The 21664-nt window shown below is 67.4% G+C and carries 16 protein-coding genes; 9 read left to right on the top strand and 7 right to left on the bottom strand.

Going from position 1 to position 21664, the window contains the following annotated elements; genetic code table 11:
- A partial coding sequence (locus EBL85_RS13155; protein WP_190288085.1) for a transposase occupies nt 1–214 on the bottom strand: 214 nt, incomplete at its 3' end.
- A 1107-nt stretch (nt 215–1321) separates the two neighbouring features.
- On the opposite strand from EBL85_RS13155, the gene EBL85_RS13145 reads away from it, so the two are divergent.
- On the top strand, nt 1322–1759 hold the full coding sequence (locus tag EBL85_RS13145; protein WP_190288084.1) for a GNAT family N-acetyltransferase: 438 nt from the start codon (nt 1322–1324) through the stop codon (nt 1757–1759).
- Nucleotides 1760–2014: 255 nt separating this feature from the next.
- Here the strand turns inward: EBL85_RS13145 and zwf are convergent, their stop codons facing one another.
- Genes zwf through glgX form a run of 3 tightly spaced genes read right to left on the bottom strand, consistent with a single transcriptional unit; the run spans nt 2015 to nt 6708 of the window.
- Nucleotides 2015–3562 carry a glucose-6-phosphate dehydrogenase gene (gene zwf / locus EBL85_RS13140; protein ID WP_123143143.1) on the bottom strand — a complete coding sequence of 516 codons (1548 nt, stop codon included), beginning with the start codon at nt 3560–3562 and terminating at the stop codon, nt 2015–2017.
- A 27-nt stretch (nt 3563–3589) separates the two neighbouring features.
- Nucleotides 3590–4603 (bottom strand): phosphogluconate dehydrogenase (NAD(+)-dependent, decarboxylating), encoded by a 1014-nt coding sequence (gnd, locus tag EBL85_RS13135; RefSeq protein WP_123143142.1) that lies wholly within the window; start codon nt 4601–4603, stop codon nt 3590–3592.
- A 26-nt stretch (nt 4604–4629) separates the two neighbouring features.
- Nucleotides 4630–6708 carry a glycogen debranching protein GlgX gene (gene glgX, locus EBL85_RS13130; RefSeq protein ID WP_123141602.1) on the bottom strand — a complete coding sequence of 693 codons (2079 nt, stop codon included), beginning with the start codon at nt 6706–6708 and terminating at the stop codon, nt 4630–4632.
- A 274-nt stretch (nt 6709–6982) separates the two neighbouring features.
- Here glgX and EBL85_RS13125 point away from each other — a divergent pair, with 274 nt between their 5' ends.
- From EBL85_RS13125 to EBL85_RS13115, 3 genes are all read left to right on the top strand, one after another.
- Nucleotides 6983–7351, top strand: a complete 369-nt coding sequence (locus EBL85_RS13125) for a hypothetical protein (RefSeq protein ID WP_123143141.1) — start codon at nt 6983–6985, stop codon at nt 7349–7351.
- A gap of 97 nt (nt 7352–7448) precedes the next feature.
- Nucleotides 7449–8747, top strand: coding sequence for an efflux RND transporter periplasmic adaptor subunit (locus EBL85_RS13120; RefSeq protein WP_123143140.1), 1299 nt, complete (start codon nt 7449–7451; stop codon nt 8745–8747).
- A gap of 27 nt (nt 8748–8774) precedes the next feature.
- Nucleotides 8775–12059 carry an efflux RND transporter permease subunit gene (locus EBL85_RS13115; RefSeq protein ID WP_123143139.1) on the top strand — a complete coding sequence of 1095 codons (3285 nt, stop codon included), beginning with the start codon at nt 8775–8777 and terminating at the stop codon, nt 12057–12059.
- Nucleotides 12060–12080: 21 nt separating this feature from the next.
- Here the strand turns inward: EBL85_RS13115 and EBL85_RS13110 are convergent, their stop codons facing one another.
- Entirely contained in the window at nt 12081–12935 is an 855-nt protein-coding gene (locus tag EBL85_RS13110) for a DUF89 domain-containing protein (protein ID WP_123143138.1), read from the bottom strand.
- A 147-nt stretch (nt 12936–13082) separates the two neighbouring features.
- Between EBL85_RS13110 and EBL85_RS13105 the strand changes: the two genes are divergently transcribed.
- The 3 genes from EBL85_RS13105 (at nt 13083) to EBL85_RS13095 (ending at nt 15767) form a co-directional block, all read left to right on the top strand.
- Nucleotides 13083–14405: an alpha/beta hydrolase gene (locus EBL85_RS13105; RefSeq protein WP_123143137.1), complete on the top strand. Its 1323-nt coding sequence runs from the start codon at nt 13083–13085 to the stop codon at nt 14403–14405.
- A 106-nt stretch (nt 14406–14511) separates the two neighbouring features.
- Nucleotides 14512–15210, top strand: coding sequence for a response regulator transcription factor (locus EBL85_RS13100; protein WP_123143136.1), 699 nt, complete (start codon nt 14512–14514; stop codon nt 15208–15210).
- A 128-nt stretch (nt 15211–15338) separates the two neighbouring features.
- Nucleotides 15339–15767 (top strand): DUF1842 domain-containing protein, encoded by a 429-nt coding sequence (locus EBL85_RS13095; RefSeq protein WP_123143135.1) that lies wholly within the window; start codon nt 15339–15341, stop codon nt 15765–15767.
- A gap of 358 nt (nt 15768–16125) precedes the next feature.
- Here the strand turns inward: EBL85_RS13095 and EBL85_RS13090 are convergent, their stop codons facing one another.
- A complete protein-coding gene (locus tag EBL85_RS13090) occupies nt 16126–16800 on the bottom strand; it encodes a cysteine hydrolase family protein (protein ID WP_123141610.1) in 675 nt (224 codons plus the stop codon).
- 465 nt (nt 16801–17265) lie between these two features.
- Nucleotides 17266–18654 (bottom strand): MATE family efflux transporter, encoded by a 1389-nt coding sequence (locus EBL85_RS13085; protein ID WP_123143134.1) that lies wholly within the window; start codon nt 18652–18654, stop codon nt 17266–17268.
- A gap of 939 nt (nt 18655–19593) precedes the next feature.
- On the opposite strand from EBL85_RS13085, the gene EBL85_RS13075 reads away from it, so the two are divergent.
- The gene (locus EBL85_RS13075) at nt 19594–21093 is read left to right on the top strand and encodes a TonB-dependent receptor (protein ID WP_123143133.1); all 1500 of its coding nucleotides are present in this window, start codon (nt 19594–19596) and stop codon (nt 21091–21093) included.
- A gap of 17 nt (nt 21094–21110) precedes the next feature.
- Nucleotides 21111–21664, top strand: a 554-nt coding sequence (locus tag EBL85_RS13070; protein ID WP_190288083.1) for a metal ABC transporter solute-binding protein, Zn/Mn family, incomplete at its 3' end; no start/stop codon positions are given.

The following is a 21664-nucleotide window of genomic DNA, read 5'->3' as shown; positions in this document are numbered from 1 at the left end:
CCGCGTACATGTGCTTGAGCCGGCGATTCTCCTCCTCCAGCGCGCGCAGCCGCTTCAGGTCCGAAGCCTCCATCCCCCCGTACTTCGAGCGCCATTGATAGAAGGTCGCCGCGCTGACGCCCAGCTCCCGGCACACGTCCTTGACGGCTAATCCAGACTCAGCGCGACGCAGTGCGTCAACGATCTGCTGCTCGCTGTACTTGCTCTTGCGCATGTGGGCTCTCCTCTGCTCGGCCACCATCATGCCCTCGGTCTCTACTTTTCGCTGGACCTATTTTTGGGGAAGGGGACAGAACCTAAAATGGGGCAGCGATGTCTTGAGGTTACCCTACTATCTAGAAACAGATCTAGATAGAAAAGAGATGGTCGTCAGTCCTGCGGAACCAGTTAGTGTAATCGGATTTCCATTCGGTATTTCCACAAGCGGGAAGCTGCCTGTTTGGGCAACAGGATTTCTTGCGCAGGAATTAAGTTTGGTCTCAAAAGAAAATCCGGTATTCTTGGTTGATTGTAGAACAAGGCAGGGTCAATCAGGGTCTCCAGTTATAGCTTTTCGAACGTCTGGATATAGAAGAATCAGAGGCGGACGCGTGTCTGTAAACTTGTCTGCTGACGTTGCGTGGGAGTTTTTGGGTATCTATTCGGGAAGGGTAAATCCTGAGTCAGATTTGGGCAGAGTATGGCATTTTTCAGCCATAGAGACTTTGCTTAAAGCGGCCGAAGAAGATTTTGAAGCGCGAAATCAGAACAAACATTTCTGAAAATGTTTAGATTTCGTTTCGGCCCTACGGGCCTGCACCGGACCGCCTTTACGTTGCACTCCAAGGCGGTCGCGTTTCATGATGCCTACGGACACATGCTCAATCGTTAAAAACTTTTACGCAGCGTCGCAACAACTAATGGCTGCCAAGTACTCAACGACATGTTCGGAACAAATTGACTTGTCGGAAGCCTTGCTAATCACTCAGTCGTCGGCTGCAGATGGGGAAAGGCATCCTTGCCGCTCCACGTTGGCTTGAAGATACTTCCAGATCAATGGTCACGGGAATGGGAATATAAATCTGCCGAGCGTTCAAAGTATTAAGGGTAAAGTGCTGATATTATTAGCAATACTGGTTGGAAAATACCAAGCGTTTTAAAACCTATTGCACAGCAAATACCCTCCTATGCTTGGAAGCTCAAGGCCTGGGAATAAGTCAGCGGTAGTGCGTATTGTAGAAGAAACCTAATATAGCGCTCAACATTGCTCCCTTCGGTCGCTGGACGCTGCGCGATAAAGCCGCGCAACGCCGGTTAGCTTTACGTTAAGACTAATATGAAAATGGAATATTCCTTCCGACCTGCAAATCCTGAGGATCAAGCGCAATTGTTCGAGCTATACCAAGCAGTGATGGGTGGGTACATCGAACAGATCTGGGGCTGGGATAGTCGATGGCAGAAAGATGATTTTTCAGAGCACGTTGATCCAGAGCAGATAACGGTGGTTTTACGCGAAAGTCAACCGATAGGTTATGTTCAAGTAGAGAAGCATAGTGATGAACTCTACATCCGAATGCTTTTAATCGCTCCGGAGCATCAAAAGAAGGGTCTTGGAGCAAACATTTTGAAGCGGATTATCTCCTCTGCATCGAAGCAGCATCTCGGAGTCAAATTGCAGGTTTTCAAAATCAACGCGCCGGCAAGGCGCTTTTATGAGCGCCATGGGTTCAAGGTAGTTGGCGAAACCCCGGCTAGTTTAGAGATGGCGCTCTATGCCTAATGAGGTTTCCCTGTTTTTTCGTCCCCCAAGGAGTTGGTCTCATGCGACCGCTTGGTCGCGGCGCTGGTTCGCCTCCCACTGTTGCATGAACTGCGATAGCCGAGTGTCGAGTGCAGTCGCTTGCGGTTGTAGAAGACCTCCGAAGGCCGTAGCGCGCATCGCCTCGCGGGTCGGGAAGCGCTGACCGACACTGGGGGCTGTTTGCTGAAGGCTGGCCGCTTTCTTTACGGTTCAAGCGTCTTCAGCCGCTGGCGCTCAACTCGTCGAATCCGCCCCGGGCGTGAGGATGCGGCGCCAGCGTCGGCCGTCGTTGCGCAGCAGGTCGCCGGCGGCGGCGGGGCCCCAGGTGCCGGCAGCGTAGTTGGGGAAGTCGCGCGCCGGTAGTGCCGACCACACGTCCTGCACCGACTCGACGATCTCCCAGCCCTTCTCGACGGTGTCGGCGTGCTTGAACAGGGTGGCGTCACCGTGCATGCAATCGTAGATCAGGGTCTCGTAGCCGGTGGCCGGGGCGTTGCCGAAGTAGTCGGCGTAGCAGAAGTCCATGTTGACGGTGCCGACGCGCATCTTGGGCCCGGGGACCTTGGCGCCGAAGCTCATCTGGATGCCCTCGTTGGGCTGGATGCGCAGCACCAGCATGTCGGGGTCGAGCTGGTCGACATCGGTGTCCTTGAACATGATCTTGGGGGCGCGCTTGAACTGGATGACGACCTCGGTGTACTGGGCGTTGAGCCGCTTGCCGGTGCGCAGATAGAAGGGCACCCCGGCCCAGCGCCAGTTGTCCATGCTGAGCTTGAGCGCGGCGAAGGTCTCGGTGCGCGAGTTGGGCGCCACCCCGGGCGAGGTGCGGTAGGCCTGGACTTGTTCGCCGCTCGGCATCCGCCCCTCGCCGTACTGACCGCGCACGGCGTGGGTGAGGACCTGCTCGGGGGTGAGCGGCTGGAGTGCGTCGAGCACCTTGTTGATCTCGTCGCGTACCGCCTCTGAGTCGAACGAGTTGGGTGGTTCCATCGCCAGGAAGCCGAGCAGTACCAGCAGGTGGTTGGGGATCATGTCGCGCAGCGCGCCGGCCTTTTCGTAGTACTCGCCGCGGTGCTCGACCCCGACGGACTCGGCGACGGTGATCTGCACGTGATCGATGTGCTGGCGGTTCCACAGCGGCTCGATGAAGGCGTTGGCGAAGCGGAACACCATGATGTTCTGCACCGTCTCCTTGCCGAGGTAGTGATCGATGCGATAGATCTGCTCCTCGTCGAGGTTCTGGTGGAGCAGCCGGTTGAGCGCCCGGGCCGACTCCAGGTCGTCGCCGAAGGGCTTCTCGATGATCACCCGGCGCCAGTCGTCCGGGGTCTCGGTGGTGAGACCGACGGCGCCGAGCAGCCGGGTGATGTCGCCGAACAGCGCCGGCGGTACCGCGAGATAGAACAGATAGTTGCCGTCGGTGCCGCGCTCGGCGTCGATCCGGGTGAGCCGCTCGCAGAGCGCGACATAGCTTTCGCGCTCGGTGATGTTGCAGCGCATGTAGTGGATGCGCTCGCACAGCCGCTCCCAGACGTCCTGATCCCAGGCCGCGCCGACGTGGTTGCGCACCGCCTCGGCCATGCGGTCGCGGAAGGCCGCGTCGTCGAGTTCGAGGCGGTCGACCCCGAGCACCGCGAAGGTCTCGGGCAGCAGCCCGCCGCGCGAGAGGTGATAGAGCGCCGGGACCAGCTTGCGCCGGGTGAGGTCGCCGCCGGCGCCGAAGATGATCATCACGTTCGGTGGCGCCGGCGGGGCGTTGTCGGAGGTCAGTCGTTGTTGCATGGGGATCGCTCCTTGATGGGCGGGCGCTCAGGCGGACTTCTCGTGGTGACCGCCGAACTGGTAGCGCATCGCCGAGAGGATGCGATTGGCGAACTCGGCCTCGCCCTGGGAGTTGAAGCGCTCGTAGAGCGCGGTGGTGAGCAGCGGGGTCGGGGTGCCGGTCTCGATCGCGGCGATGCTGGTCCAGCGTCCCTCGCCGGAGTCCGACACCCGTCCGCTGAAGTTGCCGAGTTCGGCGTCCTCGGCGAGCGCGTTGGCGGTGAGATCGAGCAGCCAGGAGGAGACCACGCTGCCGCGCCGCCACAGCTCGGCGACCTCGGCCAGGTCGATGTCGTACTGGTAGTGCTCGGGGTTGGCCAGGGGCGCGGTCTCGGCGTCGGTGGCGCGCTCGGCGCGCCCGGCGCCGGCGTGACGCAGCAGGTTGAACCCTTCGGCATAGGCGGCCATGAGGGCGTATTCGATACCGTTGTGGACCATCTTGACGAAGTGTCCGGCGCCGCTCGGTCCGCAGTGGAGATAGCCCAGCTCGGCGCCGCGCGGCGGACCCTCGCGCCCGGCGGTGCGGGGGATGTCGCCGGGGCCGGGGGCGAGATCGGCGAGGATGGGTTCGAGTCGGGCGACGGCCTCGGCCGCGCCGCCGACCATCAGGCAGTAGCCGCGCTCGCGTCCCCACACCCCGCCGCTGGTGCCGCAGTCGATGAAGTGGATGCCCGCAGGCGCGAGCCGTGCGGCATGGGCGATGTCGTCGCGGTAGTTGGAGTTGCCGCCGTCGATGATCGCGTCCCCCGTCTCGAGCTGGGGTTCGAGCACGTCGATCACCGAGTCGACCACGCTCGCCGGGACCATGATCCAGACATGGCGGGGGGCGGCGAGTTGGGCGCACAGCTCGGCGATGTCCGCCGCGCCGCTCGCGCCGTGCTCGACCAGGGCGGCGACCGCCGCCGGGTCGCGATCGTAGACCACGCACTGGTGGCCGGCGGCGAGCAGGCGCTGCACCATGTTCGCGCCCATGCGGCCGAGTCCGATCATTCCGAGTTGCATCGTTGCGCCTCCGTTGGCAGTCGTGATCAGTGGAAGAAGCCCTCGAGCACCACCACCGCGTGCGCCTCCACGCGCAGCCGCGGTTGTTCGATCGGCGGTTGTGCGCCGGGGTCGAATACCCAGGGTTCGCGGGCGGTGTCCAGCGCCAGGTACCAGGTCATGCCGGCGATCGGCGGCAGCGCGAACTCGAGCGGCTCACTGCCCATGTTGAGCATGACATGCAGGGGCGACTCGCCCTCTTCAAGTCCGTCAAGGGTGAAGGCGAGGGCGTGGTTGCCGGGCGCGTCCCAGTTCGGCTGTTCGAGTCCGACCCCATGCCAGCGGATGTCGGGCAGGGCGTGTCCGGGTGCGCGCTCGCCGGTGAAGAAGCGGTTGCGACACAGCGCCGGGTGACGGCGGCGCAGCGCGATCATGGCGCGCACGAAGTCGAGCATGGCGGCGCTGTCGTCGTGCATGCGCCAGTCGATCCAGCCGAGCGGGTTGTTCTGGCAGTAGGTGTTGTTGTTGCCCTGCTTGGTGCGCAGCAGTTCGTCGCCGGCGTGGAGCATCGGCACCCCCTGGCTGAGCATCAGGATGGCGATGAAGTTGCGCGCCTGACGCCGACGCAGGGCGAGGATGGCGGGGTCGTCGGTGGGGCCCTCGACGCCGCAGTTCCAGCTCAGGTTGTGGTCATGGCCGTCGCGGTTGTCCTCGCCGTTGGCCTCGTTGTGCTTGTGGTCGTAGCTGACCAGGTCGTAGAGGCTGAAGCCGTCGTGGCAGGAGACGAAGTTGATGCTGTTGGTCGGCAGCCGGGCGCGGCTCTCGTAGAGATCGCTGGAGCCGGCGATGCGGGTGGCGACCTCGGCCACCAGCCCGGGGTCGCCGCGCACGAAGCCGCGGATCACGTCGCGATAGCGTCCGTTCCATTCCGCCCAGCGGTAGCCGGGGAAGTCGCCGACCTGATAGAGCCCGGCGGCGTCCCAGGCCTCGGCGATGATGTGCGCGCGATTGAGCGCCGGGGAGAGCTCGATGGCCCAGAGCACCGGGGCATGGTACTGCGGGTTGCCGTCCTCGCCCCGGGCCAGGGCGCTGGCGAGATCGAAGCGGAAGCCGTCGACGTGCATCTCGCGACTCCAGTAGAGCAGCGAGTCGATGAGAAAGCGGGTGACGATGGGGTGGTTGCAGTTGAGGGTGTTGCCGCAACCGGTGTAGTCGCGATAGCGGCGCCGGTCGATGAAGTCGAGGTGGTAGTACATCTCGTTGCCGAGCGCCTTGAAGCTGATGACCGGGCCGTCCTCGCCGCCCTCGGCGGTGTGGTTGAAGACCACGTCCATGATCACCCCGATGCCGGCGCGATGCAGCGCCTTGACCAGGTTGCGGAACTCGTCGCGGGCCTGACTGACATCGACGGCAAAGCCCGGGTGGGGGGCGAAATAGCTGTGGGTGCTGTAACCCCAGAAGTTCTCCAGCCCGCGCGCGGCGGTCGCCGGGGGCACGTCCTGGGTGTCGAAGGCCATCACCGGCATCAGCTCGACATGGGTGATGCCGAGCGATTGCAGATAGGGGATCTTCTCGATCACCCCGAGGAAGCTGCCCGGGTGCGCGACCTCGGCGCTGGGGTGACGGGTGAATCCGCCGACGTGCATCTCGTAGATCACCGAGGCATTGAGCGGGATGTGCAGCGGATGGTCGCCCTCCCAGTCATAGCCGTCGCGCACCACCTGCGCGCGCATCGCGGTGGCGGTGTTGTCGCCCGGTCGACAGGCGGTGGTGCGATCCCACAGCAGGTCGCTGACGGTGGTCGCCCAGGGGTCGAGCAGCGCCTTGTCGCCATCGAGCCGACAGCCGGTCTCGCGGGTGTCGCAGCGTCCGCGTACCCGCCAGTTGTAATAGGTGCCGTCGGGCAGGTCCTCGACGAAGACGTGCCAGAAGAAGAAGGTCCGGTTGACCCTGGGGTCGAGCGCGATGACCTCGTCGGGCTCGGTGTCGTCGGCGCGCTCGAACAGCAGCAGCTCCATGGACTCGGCGTAGCGCGAGAAGACGCAGAAGTTGACGCCGCCCTCCATAGGGGTTGCGCCGGTGTTGTCCCAGACACCGGGCTGCACGGAAGATCTCTGTCGCGTCATGGTACGGCTCCTGCTCATGATCGCCGCTGTTCGCCCCCTTCTGGTCGTCATCGGCGCGACGGCTGCTGGCCGTCTGTGTGTACTTCGACCGCGGCGCGTGTGGGCCCGGTCACCAACGCCATCTCCCTGCGTTTTCGTTCGGCATCCTGCGGTCATCGCAACCCGTCCCGATTGATCGGGGCGGCGTCTTGAAGTCTAGACCCTGCAGGCGAAGTTCGCTCAATACGAAAGGGACAGATTGAAAAAGACGAGCCTGAGCGATACGTTAGGCGACATGAACCGATCCAGACGCGCGCTCCCCCTGCTGCTGGTGCTCTGTCTGCTCGCCTTCCAGGCGCAGACGGTGGCCGCGCGCGCGCTCGATTGTCTCCATCTCGGTGCGCCCGTCACCGAGGTCGCCTGTCCCGGCCACCTCCAGCCTGCAGGCGGGATCGACCGACAACCCGCAGCGCCCGGGGGCGGGGGCTCCCCCTTCGACTGCGCCAAGTGCGCGCTGGCGCTCACCCTCGGCGTACTGCAGGCGCCACCGGCGACCCCGCCGCTGCTGCTCGCCGACCGTGGCGCGGTACATCGGCCGCGCCCCCCCGCGCATTTCTATCTGCACGACCCCGAACACCTGCTGCGTCCACCGCGGACCGACTGACACCGACCCGATCCATCGCGGGGTCCCGTCGACCCCGTGCCGATTCAGTTCTGTGTTTGCGGGGCACGCCCGGTGCGTGTCCCTCGAGGTGTGACCCATGTATCGACGTCATCCATCCCGCGGAGGCGGCGCGCCGACGCGCGGTCTCTGGATCTCGCTATTGGTGGTGGTGCTTGCCGGTTGCGATGCCGCCCCCACGACCACGCCGCCGCCGGCGCAAGCCGAGCACGACCACGGCGCCGAGGAGGCGCCTGCCGCGCGACCGCTCGAAACCCGCTATGTCTGCCCGATGCACCCGCAGATCGTGCGCGATGCCCCCGGCACCTGCCCGATCTGCGGCATGGATCTGGTGGAGAAGGCGCTCGATCCCCTGGCCGGGCGCGGACCCGAGGTGCGGCTCGCCCCGGGGCTGGCGCAGACGCTCGGGGTCCGCACCGCCACGGTCGAGCGCGGCACCCTGTGGAAGTACGTCCGCACCCCGGGCCGGATCAGCTATGACGAGACCCGGCTGGCGCATCTCCACCCGCGCGCGCCGGGCTGGATCGAGGGGTTGAGCGTGCGCGCCCTCGGCGAGCCGGTCAGCGCCGGGCAGGAGCTTGCCGAGCTCTATGCCCCGGAGATCCTCTCCGCGCAGGTCGACTTCCTGCTCGCGCTCGCGCCCCAGCCCGAGGGCGTGGCCCGGGTGCGGGTCGATCAGGCGCGCAACATCCTCCGTCTGCTCGATGTCCCCGAGGCCGACATCCGCGCCATCGAGCGCAGCGGCGAGACCCGCCAGACGGTGCCGGTGCTGGCGCCGATCGACGGCGTGGTCACCGAGATGAAGGCGCGCGAGGGGATGTACGTCACCGCCGCCGATGCCATGTACACCATCGCCGATCTCAGCCGGGTGTGGGTGCTGGTCGACGTCTTCGAGCACCAGATCGACTGGATCGCCCCCGGCCAGGGCGCCGAGATCCGGGTCCCGGCCTATCCCGGACGCAGTTGGGAGGGCGAGGTCGACTATCTCTACCCGGCGCTCGATCCGCAGACGCGCACCCTGCGGGTGCGGTTGGTGTTCGACAACCCCGAGGGTCTGCTGCGCCCCAACATGTTCGCCGAGGTGGTGATCTACGGCGGTCCCAGGCGCGATGTGCTGAAGATCCCCGCCGAGGCGCTGATCGAGACCGGCACCGCCACCCGCGTGGTGCGCGCGCTCGACGACGGGCGCTTCGCCCCGGTCGAGGTGGTGGCGGGGATGCGGCGCGACGGCGAGGTCGAGATCCTCTCCGGGCTCGCCGCGGGCGATCGCGTGGTGACCTCGGGGCAGTTCCTGCTCGACTCCGAATCGAGCCTGCGCGCCGGACTCGACCGGCTCTCGGGCCAGACGCAGGGAGGGCACGATCATGCCGGTCACTGATCCCCGTCACCGCCCGGAGGTGTCGCGATGAAGGCCGTGATCCTCTGGTCGATCCGCCGGCGGATGCTGGTGCTGCTCGGCGCGCTGGCGCTCGCCGTCTGGGGCGCGCAGGCGCTGCGTACCATCCCGCTCGATGCCATCCCCGACCTCTCCGACGTGCAGGTGATCGTGCGCACCAGCTTCCCCGGCCAGTCGCCGCGGGTGGTCGAGGAGCAGGTCACCTATCCGCTCACCACCACCATGCTGGCCGTCCCCGGCGCCAAGGTGGTGCGCGGTTACAGCTTCTTCGGCGACAGCTATGTCTATGTGCTGTTCGAGGACGGCACCGATCTCTACTGGGCCCGCTCGCGGGTGCTCGAGTATCTCAACCAGGCCGCCGCGAGCCTCCCCGAGGGCGTCCAGCCCCGGCTCGGGCCGGATGCCTCCGGGGTCGGCTGGATCTACAGCTATGCCCTGGTCGATCGCAGCGGACGGCACGACATCGCCGAGCTGCGCAGCCTCCAGGACTGGTTCCTCAAGTTCGAGCTGCAGGCGGTCCCGGGGGTGGCCGAGGTGGCCACGGTCGGCGGCATGGTGCGCCAGTACCAGGTGGTGGTCGATCCCGATCGGTTGCGTGCCTACGGCATCCCGCTGGCGCGGGTGGCCGAGGCGCTGCGCGCGGCCAATGCCGAGGTCGGCGGCTCGGTGCTGGAGCTGGCCGAGGCCGAGTACATGATCCGCACCCGCGGCTATCTGCGCGGGGTCGAGGACATCGAGACCATCCCGCTGGGCGCCACCGAGGGCGGCACCCCGATCCTGCTGCGCGATCTGGCGCGGGTGCGGATCGGGCCGCAGATGCGCCGCGCGGTGGCCGATCTCGACGGCGAGGGCGAGGTCACCGGGGGGATCGTGGTGATGCGCTCGGGCGAGAACGCGCTGGCCACCATCGCCGCCGTCGAGGCGCGGCTCGATGCGCTCGCCGCCGGGCTCCCCGAGGGCGTGGAGATCGTCGAGACCTACGACCGCTCGCGGCTGATCCGCGCCGCCGTCGACAACCTCGGCGACAAGCTCGTCGAGGAGTTCGTCGTCGTCGCCCTGGTCTGCGTGCTCTTCCTCGTCCATCTGCGCTCGGCGCTGGTGGCCATCGTCAGCCTGCCGCTGGGGGTGCTGGCCGCCTTCCTGGTGATGAACGCACAGGGGGTCAACGCCAACATCATGTCGCTCGGCGGCATCGCCATCGCCATCGGCGCCATGGTCGATGCCGCCATCGTGATGGTGGAGAACGCCCACAAGCACCTCGAACGCGCCGGCCCCGGGATCGACCGCGCCACCCACTGGCGGGTGATCGGCGAGGCGGCCACCGAGGTCGGACCGGCGCTGTTCTTCTCGCTGTTGATCATCACCCTGAGCTTCCTGCCGGTGTTCGCGCTCGAGGCGCAGGAGGGACGACTGTTCGCGCCCCTGGCCTATACCAAGACCTATGCGATGGCCGCCGCGGCGGGGCTCGCCGTCACCCTGGTGCCGGTGCTGATGGGCTATCTGGTGCGTGGCCGCATCCCGCGCGAGCAGGCCAATCCGCTCAACCGCGCGCTGATCGCCGGCTACCGGCCCGTGCTCGGCGCGGTGCTGCGCCGCCCGCGCTCGACGCTGGTGGCCGCCGGGGTGCTGCTCTACAGCTGTCTGATCCCGCTCGGCGGGGTGGGCGGGCTGCTCGCACCGCTCAAATGGCCCTTCCAGCTCGCCTCGGCGGTGGTCGAGAGCCCGCTCGCCGAACGCGCCGAGGTCCGGGTGGGGCAGTGGCAGCAGGCGCTTGCCGAGGGCTGGCGCGCGCATCTCGGCGCGCTGCCGGTGATCGGCGGCTGGGATCGCGGGTTGGGCTCGGAGTTCATGCCCGAGCTCGACGAGGGCGATCTGATGTACATGCCGACCACGCTGCCCGGGATCTCGATCGGCAAGGCGCGCGAGCTGTTGCAGCAGACCGACCGGCTGATCGCCTCGGTGCCCGAGGTCGAGCGGGTGTTCGGCAAGGTCGGGCGCGCCGAGACCGCCACCGACCCGGCGCCGCTGACCATGATCGAGACCTTCATCCATCTCAAGCCGCGCGAGGCGTGGCGCGAGGGGATGACGCTCGCGCGGCTGATCGACGAACTCGACGAACGCGTCCAGGTGCCCGGCGTGACCAACGCCTGGGTGATGCCGATCAAGACCCGCATCGACATGCTCGCCACCGGCATCAAGACCCCGATCGGGGTGAAGATCTCGGGGCCGGATCTGGCCGAGATCGAGCGACTGGGCCGGGCGTTGGAGCCGATCCTGATGGGGATCGAGGGCACGGTCTCGGCCTATTCCGAGCGCGTCGCCGGGGGGCGCTATGTCGAGATCCGCCCCGACCGCCTGGCCGCCGCGCGCTTCGGGCTGAACATCGACGACATCAACCAGGTGGTGGCCGCCGGGATCGGCGGCATCGAGGTCACCCGCACCGTCGAGGGGCTGGAGCGCTATCCGGTCAATCTGCGCTTCCCGCGCGATCGGCGCGCCGATCTCGAGGCGCTGCGGGAGCTTCCGATCGTCACCCCGAGCGGGGCGCAGGTCGCGCTCGGGCAGGTCGCCGAGGTGGTGATCGTCGACGGACCGCCGCTGCTCAAGAGCGAGAACGCGCGGCTCACCGGCTGGACCTTCGTCGACATCCGCGGCCGTGATCTCGGCGGCTATGTCGCCGAGGCGCGGGCGCGGGTGCAGGAGGCGCTGGCGCTGCCGCCGGGCTACGCGCTCGACTGGTCGGGCCAGTACGAGTCGATGGAGCGCGCCCAGGCGCGGCTGGCGCAGGTGCTGCCGCTGACCCTGGCGATCATCCTGGTGCTGCTCTATCTCGCCTTCGGCTCGCTCGGGCGGGCGCTGCTGGTGCTCGGCTCGCTGCCGCTGGCGCTGGTCGGCGGGCTGTGGCTGATCTATCTGCTCGACTACAACCTCTCGGTGGCGGTCGCGGTGGGCTTCATCGCCCTGGCCGGGGTGGCGGCGGAGTTCGGCGTGGTGATGCTGGTCTATCTCGACGCGGCGCTCGCGCGTCGCCGCGCCGAGGGACGGCTCGATGACCGCGCGGCGCTCCACGCCGGGCTGATCGAGGGCGCGGTGCTGCGCATCCGTCCCAAGGCGATGACGGTGGCGACCATCTTCGCCGGGTTGCTGCCGATCATGCTCGGCGCCGGGGTCGGCTCGGAGGTGATGCGCCGCATCGCCGCGCCCATGGTCGGCGGCATGATCACCGCGCCGCTGCTCAGCCTGCTGTTGCTGCCGGCGGCCTACGCCCTCTGGTACCGGCGCGGGCTGCGCTGAGCGGGGCCGCGTCCGGGGCGCCTAGCGCGCGAGCCCGGGCGCGGCCTTGACGATCAACCCGCCGGTCGGCACCCCGATGTCGTCGGCGATCACCCCGCACTTGGCCTGGAGCAGGAAGACGATGGGCGCCTCGACCTCGCTCAGGCTCTCGTAGTTGGCCTGACCCTTGGCGATGATCAGCGGCGCGGCGGCGAAGCGTGCGCGGAATTCGTCCGAGCAGCGATCGAGCAAGGTGCCGACGGCGTCCGAGCCGTTGTCGACGAGGCTGGCGCAGCCGTCGAGCCCGGCGGCGCGCGCGTCCTCCAGGGTGGCGTCGTTGATCGCCGGGCCGCCCTTGCAGACATAGGTCACCGGCTGGTCGAGCTGCTCGATCAGGGCGCGGTCGAACACCGTCTCGCCGGCGTTGTCGCCGAGATAGAGCACCCGGTCGACGCGCGCGAGCGCGGCGCGCAGCACCGCCAGGTCGTCGATGGCGAAGGGCTGGCGCAGCACCCGATCGAGGGTGGCCTCGAGGTCGTAGTGCTCGAACACCCCGAAGTCGATGATGTTGCCCGCGATCGCGCCGCGCACCGCCGTCTCCAGCGGATCGGCCGAGGCGGCGATGGCGGCGATCAGCCGTGGGTAGAGGTCGAGGGCGCGGCGCGTCGCCTCCTGCTTGGCCGCGAGATAGGGATCGACGGCGCCGGTGCGGGTGCGCACCAGACGGTGGATGGTCTCGGCCATCCGTGGCGGCGTGGTGTCGAGCGGCAGCCTCTGCAACTCGGCCATGGTCTCGACCAGGATCGCGTGCTGCAGCGCCTGATCGGCGCCGGCGCGCCGCGCCGCGCTCAGCGCCTGGCGCAGGAAGCAGGAATAACAGTCGAGATGGGTGTGCATGACGGCTCCGTCGGTTGCTGGCAGGGAGCAGCGACCCTAGCACGGGGTGGCGACTCGACGCCTTGACGACTGTCGCCGGGCGCTGTCCGACTATGCTTCTTGGTGCAGGGGTGTGTCGCAGCGGATCGGCAGCATCAGGAGGTCGTCATGAACCAGGAACCCTCGTCCCTCGAACCCTCGCTCACCGAATTGCTCGCGGCCCTGACCGATGCCGTCGGTCGGGGCGATCGTGCGGGTGCGCAGGCCCTGGCGCTCGAGATCCGTCAGCGGCTGATGGCCGAGTCGGCGTGGCTCGATGAGGCCGAACGCCAGGTCGGCGCGCTGCTGGCCGCCCTCGATCGACAGTCGCCCATCATCGTGCGGCTGGTGGGTGATGTCGGCGCGTCGTCATGGCCGCTTGCGACCGATGACAGACACTTCGTCGTCGACAGGGGGGAGGCGCCCCAGTGCGCCGGCATCCCGGCGTGGTCCATGACCACGGCCGCCCCGGCTAACGGCGAGGTCTATCCGGTGTGGTTCGGCACCAACCGCCGCCCGGACGGGGCGGGCGGCTATGGCGGCGAGCGCGACACCCGGGTCCACTACGGTCGGGCGCTGGTCCAGGTCCCCGAGGCGCATCGCTTCGGCGAGACCGGCAGTGGTTTCTGGACGCGGTTGCTGCGTCTCGACCTGCGCGACGACCGACTGCGGCTGCGCGCCGTCGAGTCGCGCACGCCCGCGGCCTGCCTCGCCGAGGTCGCGGCGACCGTGGCGGCGGCGCGCGAGGCCGGCGAGCAGGCCCAGGCAATGGTCTATCTGCACGGCTACAACACCAGCTTCGAGGAGGCGGCGATCCGCGCCGCGCAGATCGGCTATGACCTCAAGGTGCCGGCCACCGCCTTCTTCAGCTGGCCCTCGCAGGGTACGCTCGCGGCCTATCCCGCCGACGAGGCGGCGATCGAGGCGAGCGAGCGACTGATCGCCGACTTCCTCGTCGCGTTCGCCCGCGACTGTGGTACCGACCGGGTGCATCTGGTCGCGCACAGCATGGGCAATCGTGGTCTGTTGCGGGCGTTGCAGCGGATCGCGGCAGAGGCCGGGGAGGCGGGGGTGCGCTTCGCGCAGGTGTTCCTCGCCGCGCCCGACGTCGATCGCGATCTCTTCCTCGATCTCGCCAGGCTCTATCCGCGTCACAGCGAGCGCACCACGCTCTATGCCTCCGCCGCCGATCGTGCGGTGCACCTCTCCTCCAGACTCCACGGTGCGCCGCGTGCGGGCTATTTCGAGCCCTATACGGTGGTGCCCGGGGTGGACACGGTGGCCGTGCCCGACTTCGACCTCGACCTGCTCGGTCACGGTTATTTCGCCCAGGCCGAGGCGTTGCTGCACGATCTCTTCGAGCTGATGCGTCACGACAGCGCGCCGACGGCGCGACAGCGTCTGCGTCCACTCGACGGGGCCGGCGCCGGGGTCTGGTCATTGGTCAGATAGTGCTTGAGGATCAGGGGACTGGCCCCATGAATGATCACCTCATCACCAATCAGTCTCCGTGAGCTGTATCAGTACCCGGGACGGATCGAACACAGGGAGGATCGAGATGACTGAGCCGACTTGCGTGATCCTGGTCGAGGGGGACGCCGAGCTGCGGACCTCCCTCGCCAATGCCCTCGGGGACGCCGGCTGTACGGTCGCAACCGCGCCCGACGGACTGTCCTTCTATCGTCAACTCAGCGAGCAGAGCTTCGCCGTGGTGGTCGTCGACCTCGCGTTGCCGGATCAGCCGGGACAGGTGTTGATCGATTACGCCAGACGCCAGACCACCAGCGCCATCGTTGCCATCGGCGCGCGCAGCGGGGTCGAGATCCGGGTCGATTGCTATCAGGCCGGGGCCGATCTGTTCCTGCAGACGCCGGTCGATGCACAGGAGCTGGCCGTCGCCGTCTCCAGCCTGGCGCGGCGTCATGCCCAGCTGCGTGCCGCGGCGCAGCGTCTCGTCGGCTGGCGTCTGCTGGTGCATCGGCGGGCGCTGGCGATCCCCGGTGCCGGCACCCTGGAACTCAGTCCGCGCGAGTGTCAGCTGCTCGACCTGCTCTCGCCCGGGGCGGGTGCCGCGGTGCGTCGCTGTGAGCTGCTCGACCGGCTCTATGCGCGGCGCGACGAGAGCGCCGAGCGCGCGCTCGAGACCCTGGTGCGCCGTACCCGTCGCAAGATCGCCGGCCACCATCCTGGGCCGAGCCCCATCCTCACCCAGCATGGTGTCGGCTATGCCTTCGCCACCCCGTTGATGCGGGCCTGAGGCCTTGGTCAGAACCGGTCAGGTCAGGTCGGTTCCCGTGGGTTGATGCACGGCCATCGGCCTGTCACCGTGCAACCAGCGTCCGGGATCGTCCCGGCGCTCACGACGATCGCAATGGAGGAACCGGGATGAAGACCTTCAGCACAGTGGCGGCGATGGCCCTGGTCTGTACCGCCTCGGGGGCGGCGCTCGCCGAGGACATGGAGAAGGGGGTGAACGCCTTTCGCGCCTGCTATGGCAGCGACATCCCGCCGGGGATGACCGGTGCGCCGGAGCTGACCATCGAGGTGGTGGTCGACTCCCAGCCCGAGCACAAGGCGATGGGCACGGGCAAGGTGACCTGGGGCTCGGTGCAGGGCTTCGCGCCGATCGAGACCGAGATCAGCGGCCCTTGGTACTACATGTGCACCATGGACGCCTGCTCGATCCGCTTCGACTTCTCCGGCGAGGGGCTGGGCGGCATGCTGGTGGCGACCAACTGGGGCTCGCCCGGCACCTTCAAGTACAGCTTCAACGACGGCGACCCCGTCGAGCAGAAGGCGATGGTGTGTAACTGAGGAAAGCACCGTCTCGTCCTGGATCAGCCTCCAGCGGCCAGCCGACAGCCTCCAGTGGAGAAGCGTGGCTGACCGCTGAAAGCTGATCGCTCATTTTTCAGCCTCCAGCGGCCAGCCGACAGCCTCCAGTGGAGAAGCGTGGCTGACCGCTGAAAGCTGATCGCTCATTTTTCAGCCTCCAGCGGCCAGCTGACAGCCTCCAGTGGGGAGGGCCAACGTCATGGTTTGGCGACAGTGGCGTGCATACTGCCGCGATGGCGAGAGAAGACGTCCCGCTGGTAGCTGACGACTGGATGCTTACCGCTTTATCCCTTCGCGTCCTTTGCGGCTTTGCGGTTCAATCTCTTCGGCCGGCGGTTCAGCCGAGCCCCATCTCCTCGAGCAGCTCGTCGCTGCGCATCACCTGGCAGTAGATCATGTTGAGGATCTCCAGCTCGTGCTGGTGCAGGCTGTCGGTGCCGGCGGCGCAGCAGTCCTCGAGGAGGATGACGTGGAAGCTCTCGTCGGCGAGGCTGCGCACCGTCGAGGAGACGCACTGGTCGGTGTAGACGCCGGTGACGATGACGTTGCGGATGCCCATGTTGTTGAGCACCAGACGCAGGTTGGTCCCGGTGAGGGCGCTGTCGGTGGTCTTGGTGACGACGATCTCGCCCGGTTCCGGGGCCAGCTCGGGGACGATCTGCGAGGCCTCGGTGTCGAGCGGCATCAGCAGGTTGTTCCAGCCCGGCAGCTTTTGGCTCAGCGAGCGATCGCGACCGTCCTCGAGCAGACAGGCGATGCGGGCGTGGATGACGTCGATCCCGGCGGTGCGGAAGCGTTGCTGGAGGGCGCGAAGGTTGGGGATCAGGGTCTCGCGCATGCGTTGCTGGAAGGGGGCCCAGCGGGCGCGTTCTTCGGGGTCGTCGGCGAGCACCATGCCGTAGTTCTGCACGTCGATGCAGAGCAGCGCGGTCTCCTCGGGGGTGAGCGGCGGGAGTTCCGGTGCGGGCGCCTTGGCGTAGTAGAAGGAGCGGTGTCGCGTCTTCCAGGTCATGCGCGGTGCCTCCTCGATGCGCGGGCGGGGCGGCCGCTCGGCTTGTCCCCAGACCCTGTGGTTCGTCCTGTGGATAAGTTGTGACGAGTTGCGCTAGGTCACTGAGATACAAGCCCGTGAGACGGATTGGTCGAATCCTGTCCACCAGAGGCTAATCTCTAAGCGTAGTCCAGAAAGATCACACTCACCAGTGATCCAGGACAAACATGGGCGAGAAGGGGGACCAGCGACCAGCGGGATTGAACCGCTAAGCCGCAAAGGACGCGAAGAAAGCGATCAGCATCCAGCAAACAGCCTCCAGTGTCGGCGTACGGTCAACCGCGACGCGACGAGACAACCCAACCCCCTCACTGGAGGCTGGCAACTGAAAGCCTTTCTTCATCTTCGCGCACTTTGCGGCTTTGCGGTTCAATCTCCCGGCGGCTGTCGGCTGTCGGCTGTCGGCTGTCGGCTGTCGGCTGTCGGCTACTGCAGGGCCGGGACCAACCGCTGTCGTCGTCGTGCGGTGGCGACCAGGGTGATGCCGAGCATTACCGCCGCGGCGGTCAGGCCGGCGAGTAGTCCCAGCCACAGACCGGCCGGTCCGCGTGCCGGGCCGAACAGATCGGTGAGCGCGAGGCTGTAGCCGATCGGCAGGCCGATGGCCCAGTAGGCGATCAGGGTGATGATCATCGGCGTGCGGGTATTCTGGTAGCCGCGCAGGGCGCCGGCGGCGGTCACCTGGACGGCGTCGGAGAGCTGGTAGAGCGCGGCATAGACGATCAGCTGGGTGGCCACGGCGATCACCGCCGGGTCCGGGGTGTAGAGCCGTGCGACCCAGTCGCGCCCGAGCAGGATCAGCACGGCCGAGCAGCAGGCCAGGGTCAGCGCCGTGCCCAGCGCGACCCGGGTGCTGAAGCGCGCCTCCCGGATCGAGCCGCGTCCGAGCGCCTGACCGACTCGCACCGTGGTCGCCATCGACAGCGACAGGGGCACCATGAAGATCAGGGTGGAGAAGTTGAGCGCGACCTGGTGTCCGGCCACCACCACCGGTCCGAGACCACCGATGAGCAAGGCGATGACGGCGAAGATGCTGGCCTCGGCGAATACCGCGATGCCGATCGGCACACCGAGCGCGAGCAGCGCGCCGAGGGTGGCGGGGTCGGGGCGCTCGATCCGGGCGAAGGGGGCGTAGCGATGATAGCGCGGCGCGAGCGCGATCCAGAGCGCCAAACCGGCGAGCATGAACCACATCACCAGCGCCGTGGCCCAGCCGCAGCCGACGCCGCCGAGCGCCGGCAGCCCGAACCAGCCACCGTGGATGAAGACATGGTTGGCCGGGATGTTGAGCAGCAGCCCGAGCAGTCCGAGCACCATGTAGGGACGCGGCTGTCCGAGCCCGTCGCAGAAGCCGCGCAGCACCTGAAACAGCGCCGCCGCCGGGAAGCCGAACGCGACCGCCTGCAGATAGCCCATGGTCGGGGCGATCAGCTCGGGGTCGATTCGCATCACCTCCAGCAGAGGTTGCGCCGAGGCCAGCACCGCGGCGGCGAGTGCTCCCAGCGCGAGCGCCAGCCACAGCGCCTGGCGCACCAGCGGCCCGGTCGCGCCCAGTCGCCCGGCGCCGACGAGGTGGGCGACCTTGGGGGTGGTGGCCATCAGCACCCCGTTCATCAGCAGGAAGACCGGGATCCACACCGAGTTGCCGAGCGCCACCGCGGCGAGATCGCGCGCCCCGACCCGACCGGCCATCAGGGTGTCGACGAAACCCATCGCGGTGTGCGAGAGCTGGGTGATGAGGATCGGCCAGGCCAGGGCGATCAAGGCGAGGAACTCGACGCGGACGCGTTGAGCGGTTGCACGCTGGGAAGACATGGAAACCGTCTTTAAAAACAGTTAATTATCTTCCCTTCGATTGCGGGTTGTCAATCGTCGCGAAACGTGTATCTAGCTGTCGACCAGCGACCAGCGGGATTGAACCGCAAAGCCGCAAAGAGCGCGAAGATGGAGAAAGGCTTCCAGCCGCCAGCCGCCAGTGATGGGGCGGGGCTGTCTCGTCGCGTCGCGATCGACCGCACACCGACACTGGGGGCTGCTTGCTGGAGGCTGGTCGCTCTCTTCGTGTCCTTTGAGTCTTTGCGGTTCTATCTTCATTGAACTGCCAAGCCGCCAAGAGCGCGAAGATGGAGAAAGGCTTCCAGCCGCCAGTGATGGGGCGGGGCTGTCTCGTCGCGTCGCGATCGACCGCACACCGACACTGGAGGCTGCTTGCTGGAGGCTGGTCGCTTTCTTCGCGTCCTTTGCGGCTTTGCGGTTCAATCTCCTGGCGGCTTGAATCTCCGCACCGACTTGCACGCAGTGAGTGTAATGCTATAACGTCCCGCGTTCTGTCTTGCGATTTGTCAACGCCTCTTCCATGCCGTCTCCGGTCCATCCACAACCCCGTCGTGCGCGTGCCCCATTGGCTGCGTTGCTGCTCGGTGTTGTGTTGCTGTGGACGCAGACGGCGCTGGCGGCGCATCAGCTCGAGCACCTGGTCCACGATCACGATGGCCCCTGCCTGATCTGTCTGGGGGGTGTCGGGATCGGCTCGCCGCTCGGGGCCGCGCCGCCGTCGCTGTATCAGGTCCGCCCGCGTGAGATCGGGCGGCTGTGCTCGGCGCCACTCGTCTGGCCGGGCGCATGCTCCTTCCTGCCTCAGCGCGCTCGCGCGCCCCCCGGCTCGGTTCGCTGTTGATCGCTGTGACGTTTTCGATCACCCGCTGGTGACCGTTGGCGTCCTTGTGCTCCACCCAATGATCAGGAACCGAAGCCATGTCCACACCGAACCTGCTGCGTGGCGGGGCGGGCGCGCTCGCGCTGCTGCTGCCGCTGTGTGCCACAGCCACGACCGATGATGCCGAGATCGCCGAGCTGCGCGCGATGATCGAGGCGATGAAGGACCAGTACGAGACCCGTATCCAGTCGCTCGAACGCCGTCTCGCCGAGGCCGAGTCGCGCACGCCGCCACGGGCGGCCCTCCCCCCCGGTGACACCGGCTCGCGTCCGATGCGCGCGCCCGTGGTGCACCAGGCGCCGACACCCGCGCCGACCCGTGGCGCGCTGAGCGCGGCCAATGCCTTCAATCCGCAGATCTCGGTGATCCTCGACGGCAACTACTATCACGACGACCTCGACGGCGAGGGTTCGGGCCTGGTCGGCCAGGCCTTCCAGCCCTCCGGTGGTGATCATCACGATCACGACCACGCCGGTCACAGCCACGGCACCTTCGACAACGGCTTCAACATGCGTGAGGCCGAGCTGAGCTTCGCCGCGACCATCGACCCCTATTTCGATGCCGCCATGCACATGGCCGTCGACAGCGACGGCAACGTCGAACTCGAGGAGGCCTATCTGCAGACCCGCGCGCTGCCGCACGGGCTGCGGGTCAAGGCTGGACGCTTCCTCAGCGGCTTCGGCTATGCCAACGCCCAGCACCCGCACCAGTGGGCCTTCGTCGACCAGAACCTGCCCTATCTCAATCTGCTCGGGGTGCACGGTCTGCAGGACACCGGGGTGCAGCTGACCTGGCTGCCGGCGCTGCCGGTCTACACCCTGGTCGGGGTCGAGGCGCTGCAGGGCGATCAGGAGCGCTTCGGCGCCACCTTCGGCGACGAGACCCTGGAGGCGCTCGGGCTCGACGAGGCCGGCGACGGCCCGCGGCTGTGGACCGCCTTCGCCAAGATCGCCCCCGACCTCGGCGACCAGCACGCGCTGCAGTTCGGCGTCTCCTTCGCCCATGGCGACCGTCAGCAGGAGCTGCACGCCCATACCCACGACCACGACGCCGAGGTGCACCAGACCGCGCTCGACGGCGACGCCGATCTCTGGGGTGTCGATCTGGTCTACGCCTATGACGCGCCCGGCTACGGCGGCAAGGGCGACCTGCGGCTGCAGAGCGAGTATCTGCGTTCGATCAAGGACCTCGACATCATCGCCAGCGCCCATCCCGAGCAGCTCGGCGATCGGCGCACCTTCACCACCGACGGGCTCTACGCCCAGCTCACCTACGGGATCGCGCCGCGCTGGACCCTGGGGCTGCGCTATGACGTGCTCGGCCTGACCAACAGCGTCGGCGGCGACGCCGATGCCGACTATGGCAGCTCCGAGCGCTGGACCCTGGGGCTGACCTGGGGGTTGACGGAGTTCTCCCAGTTGCGCGCGCAGTACGCCCGCAACGACATCCTGGTGGCCGAGGACACGCGCGAGCGCTTCGACGCCTTCTATCTGCAGTTCCTGATGAGCATGGGCAGCCACGGCGCCCACGCCTTCTGATGCCCCGGAGGAACGCCATGAACAGATCCCTGATGATCCGCGCGGGCGTGCTGCTCGCGGCCCTGGTCGCGCTGCCGGCGCAGGCGCTCGAGGTGGTGGCCACCAGCCCGAGCATGGGTGCGTTGGTGCGCGCGGTCGGCGGCGCGGACACCGCGCTGACGGTGCTCTCCGGGCCCGAGCGCGACCTGCACCGGTTGCAGGCGCGCCCGAGCATGATCGGCGCGCTGCGTCGCGCCGACCTGGTGGTGGCGGTCGGCGCCGAGTTGGAGATCGGCTGGTTGCCGCTGGCGATCGCCAGCGCCGCCAACCCGGCGATCCGCCCCGAGACTCCGGGCTATTTCGAGGCCGCCGCCCAGGTCGCGCTGCTCGATGTCGGCACCCCGGCCGATCGCGCGCTCGGTGACGTCCACCCGCTCGGCAATCCGCACCTCAACCTCGATCCGCTGCGCATGGTGACGGTGGCGCGGGCGCTGGCCGAGCGCATGGCCGGGCTCGATCCGGCCGGTGGCCCCGGCTATCGCGCCGGCGCCGCGCGCTTCGCCGCCGCCGTCGAGCGGCGGCTGCCGGCGTG

It is taken from the genome of Marichromatium sp. AB32 (genome assembly GCF_003718675.1).
GTDB lineage: Bacteria > Pseudomonadota > Gammaproteobacteria > Chromatiales > Chromatiaceae > Marichromatium > Marichromatium gracile.
This window is presented reverse-complemented; position numbering and strand designations above follow the sequence as displayed.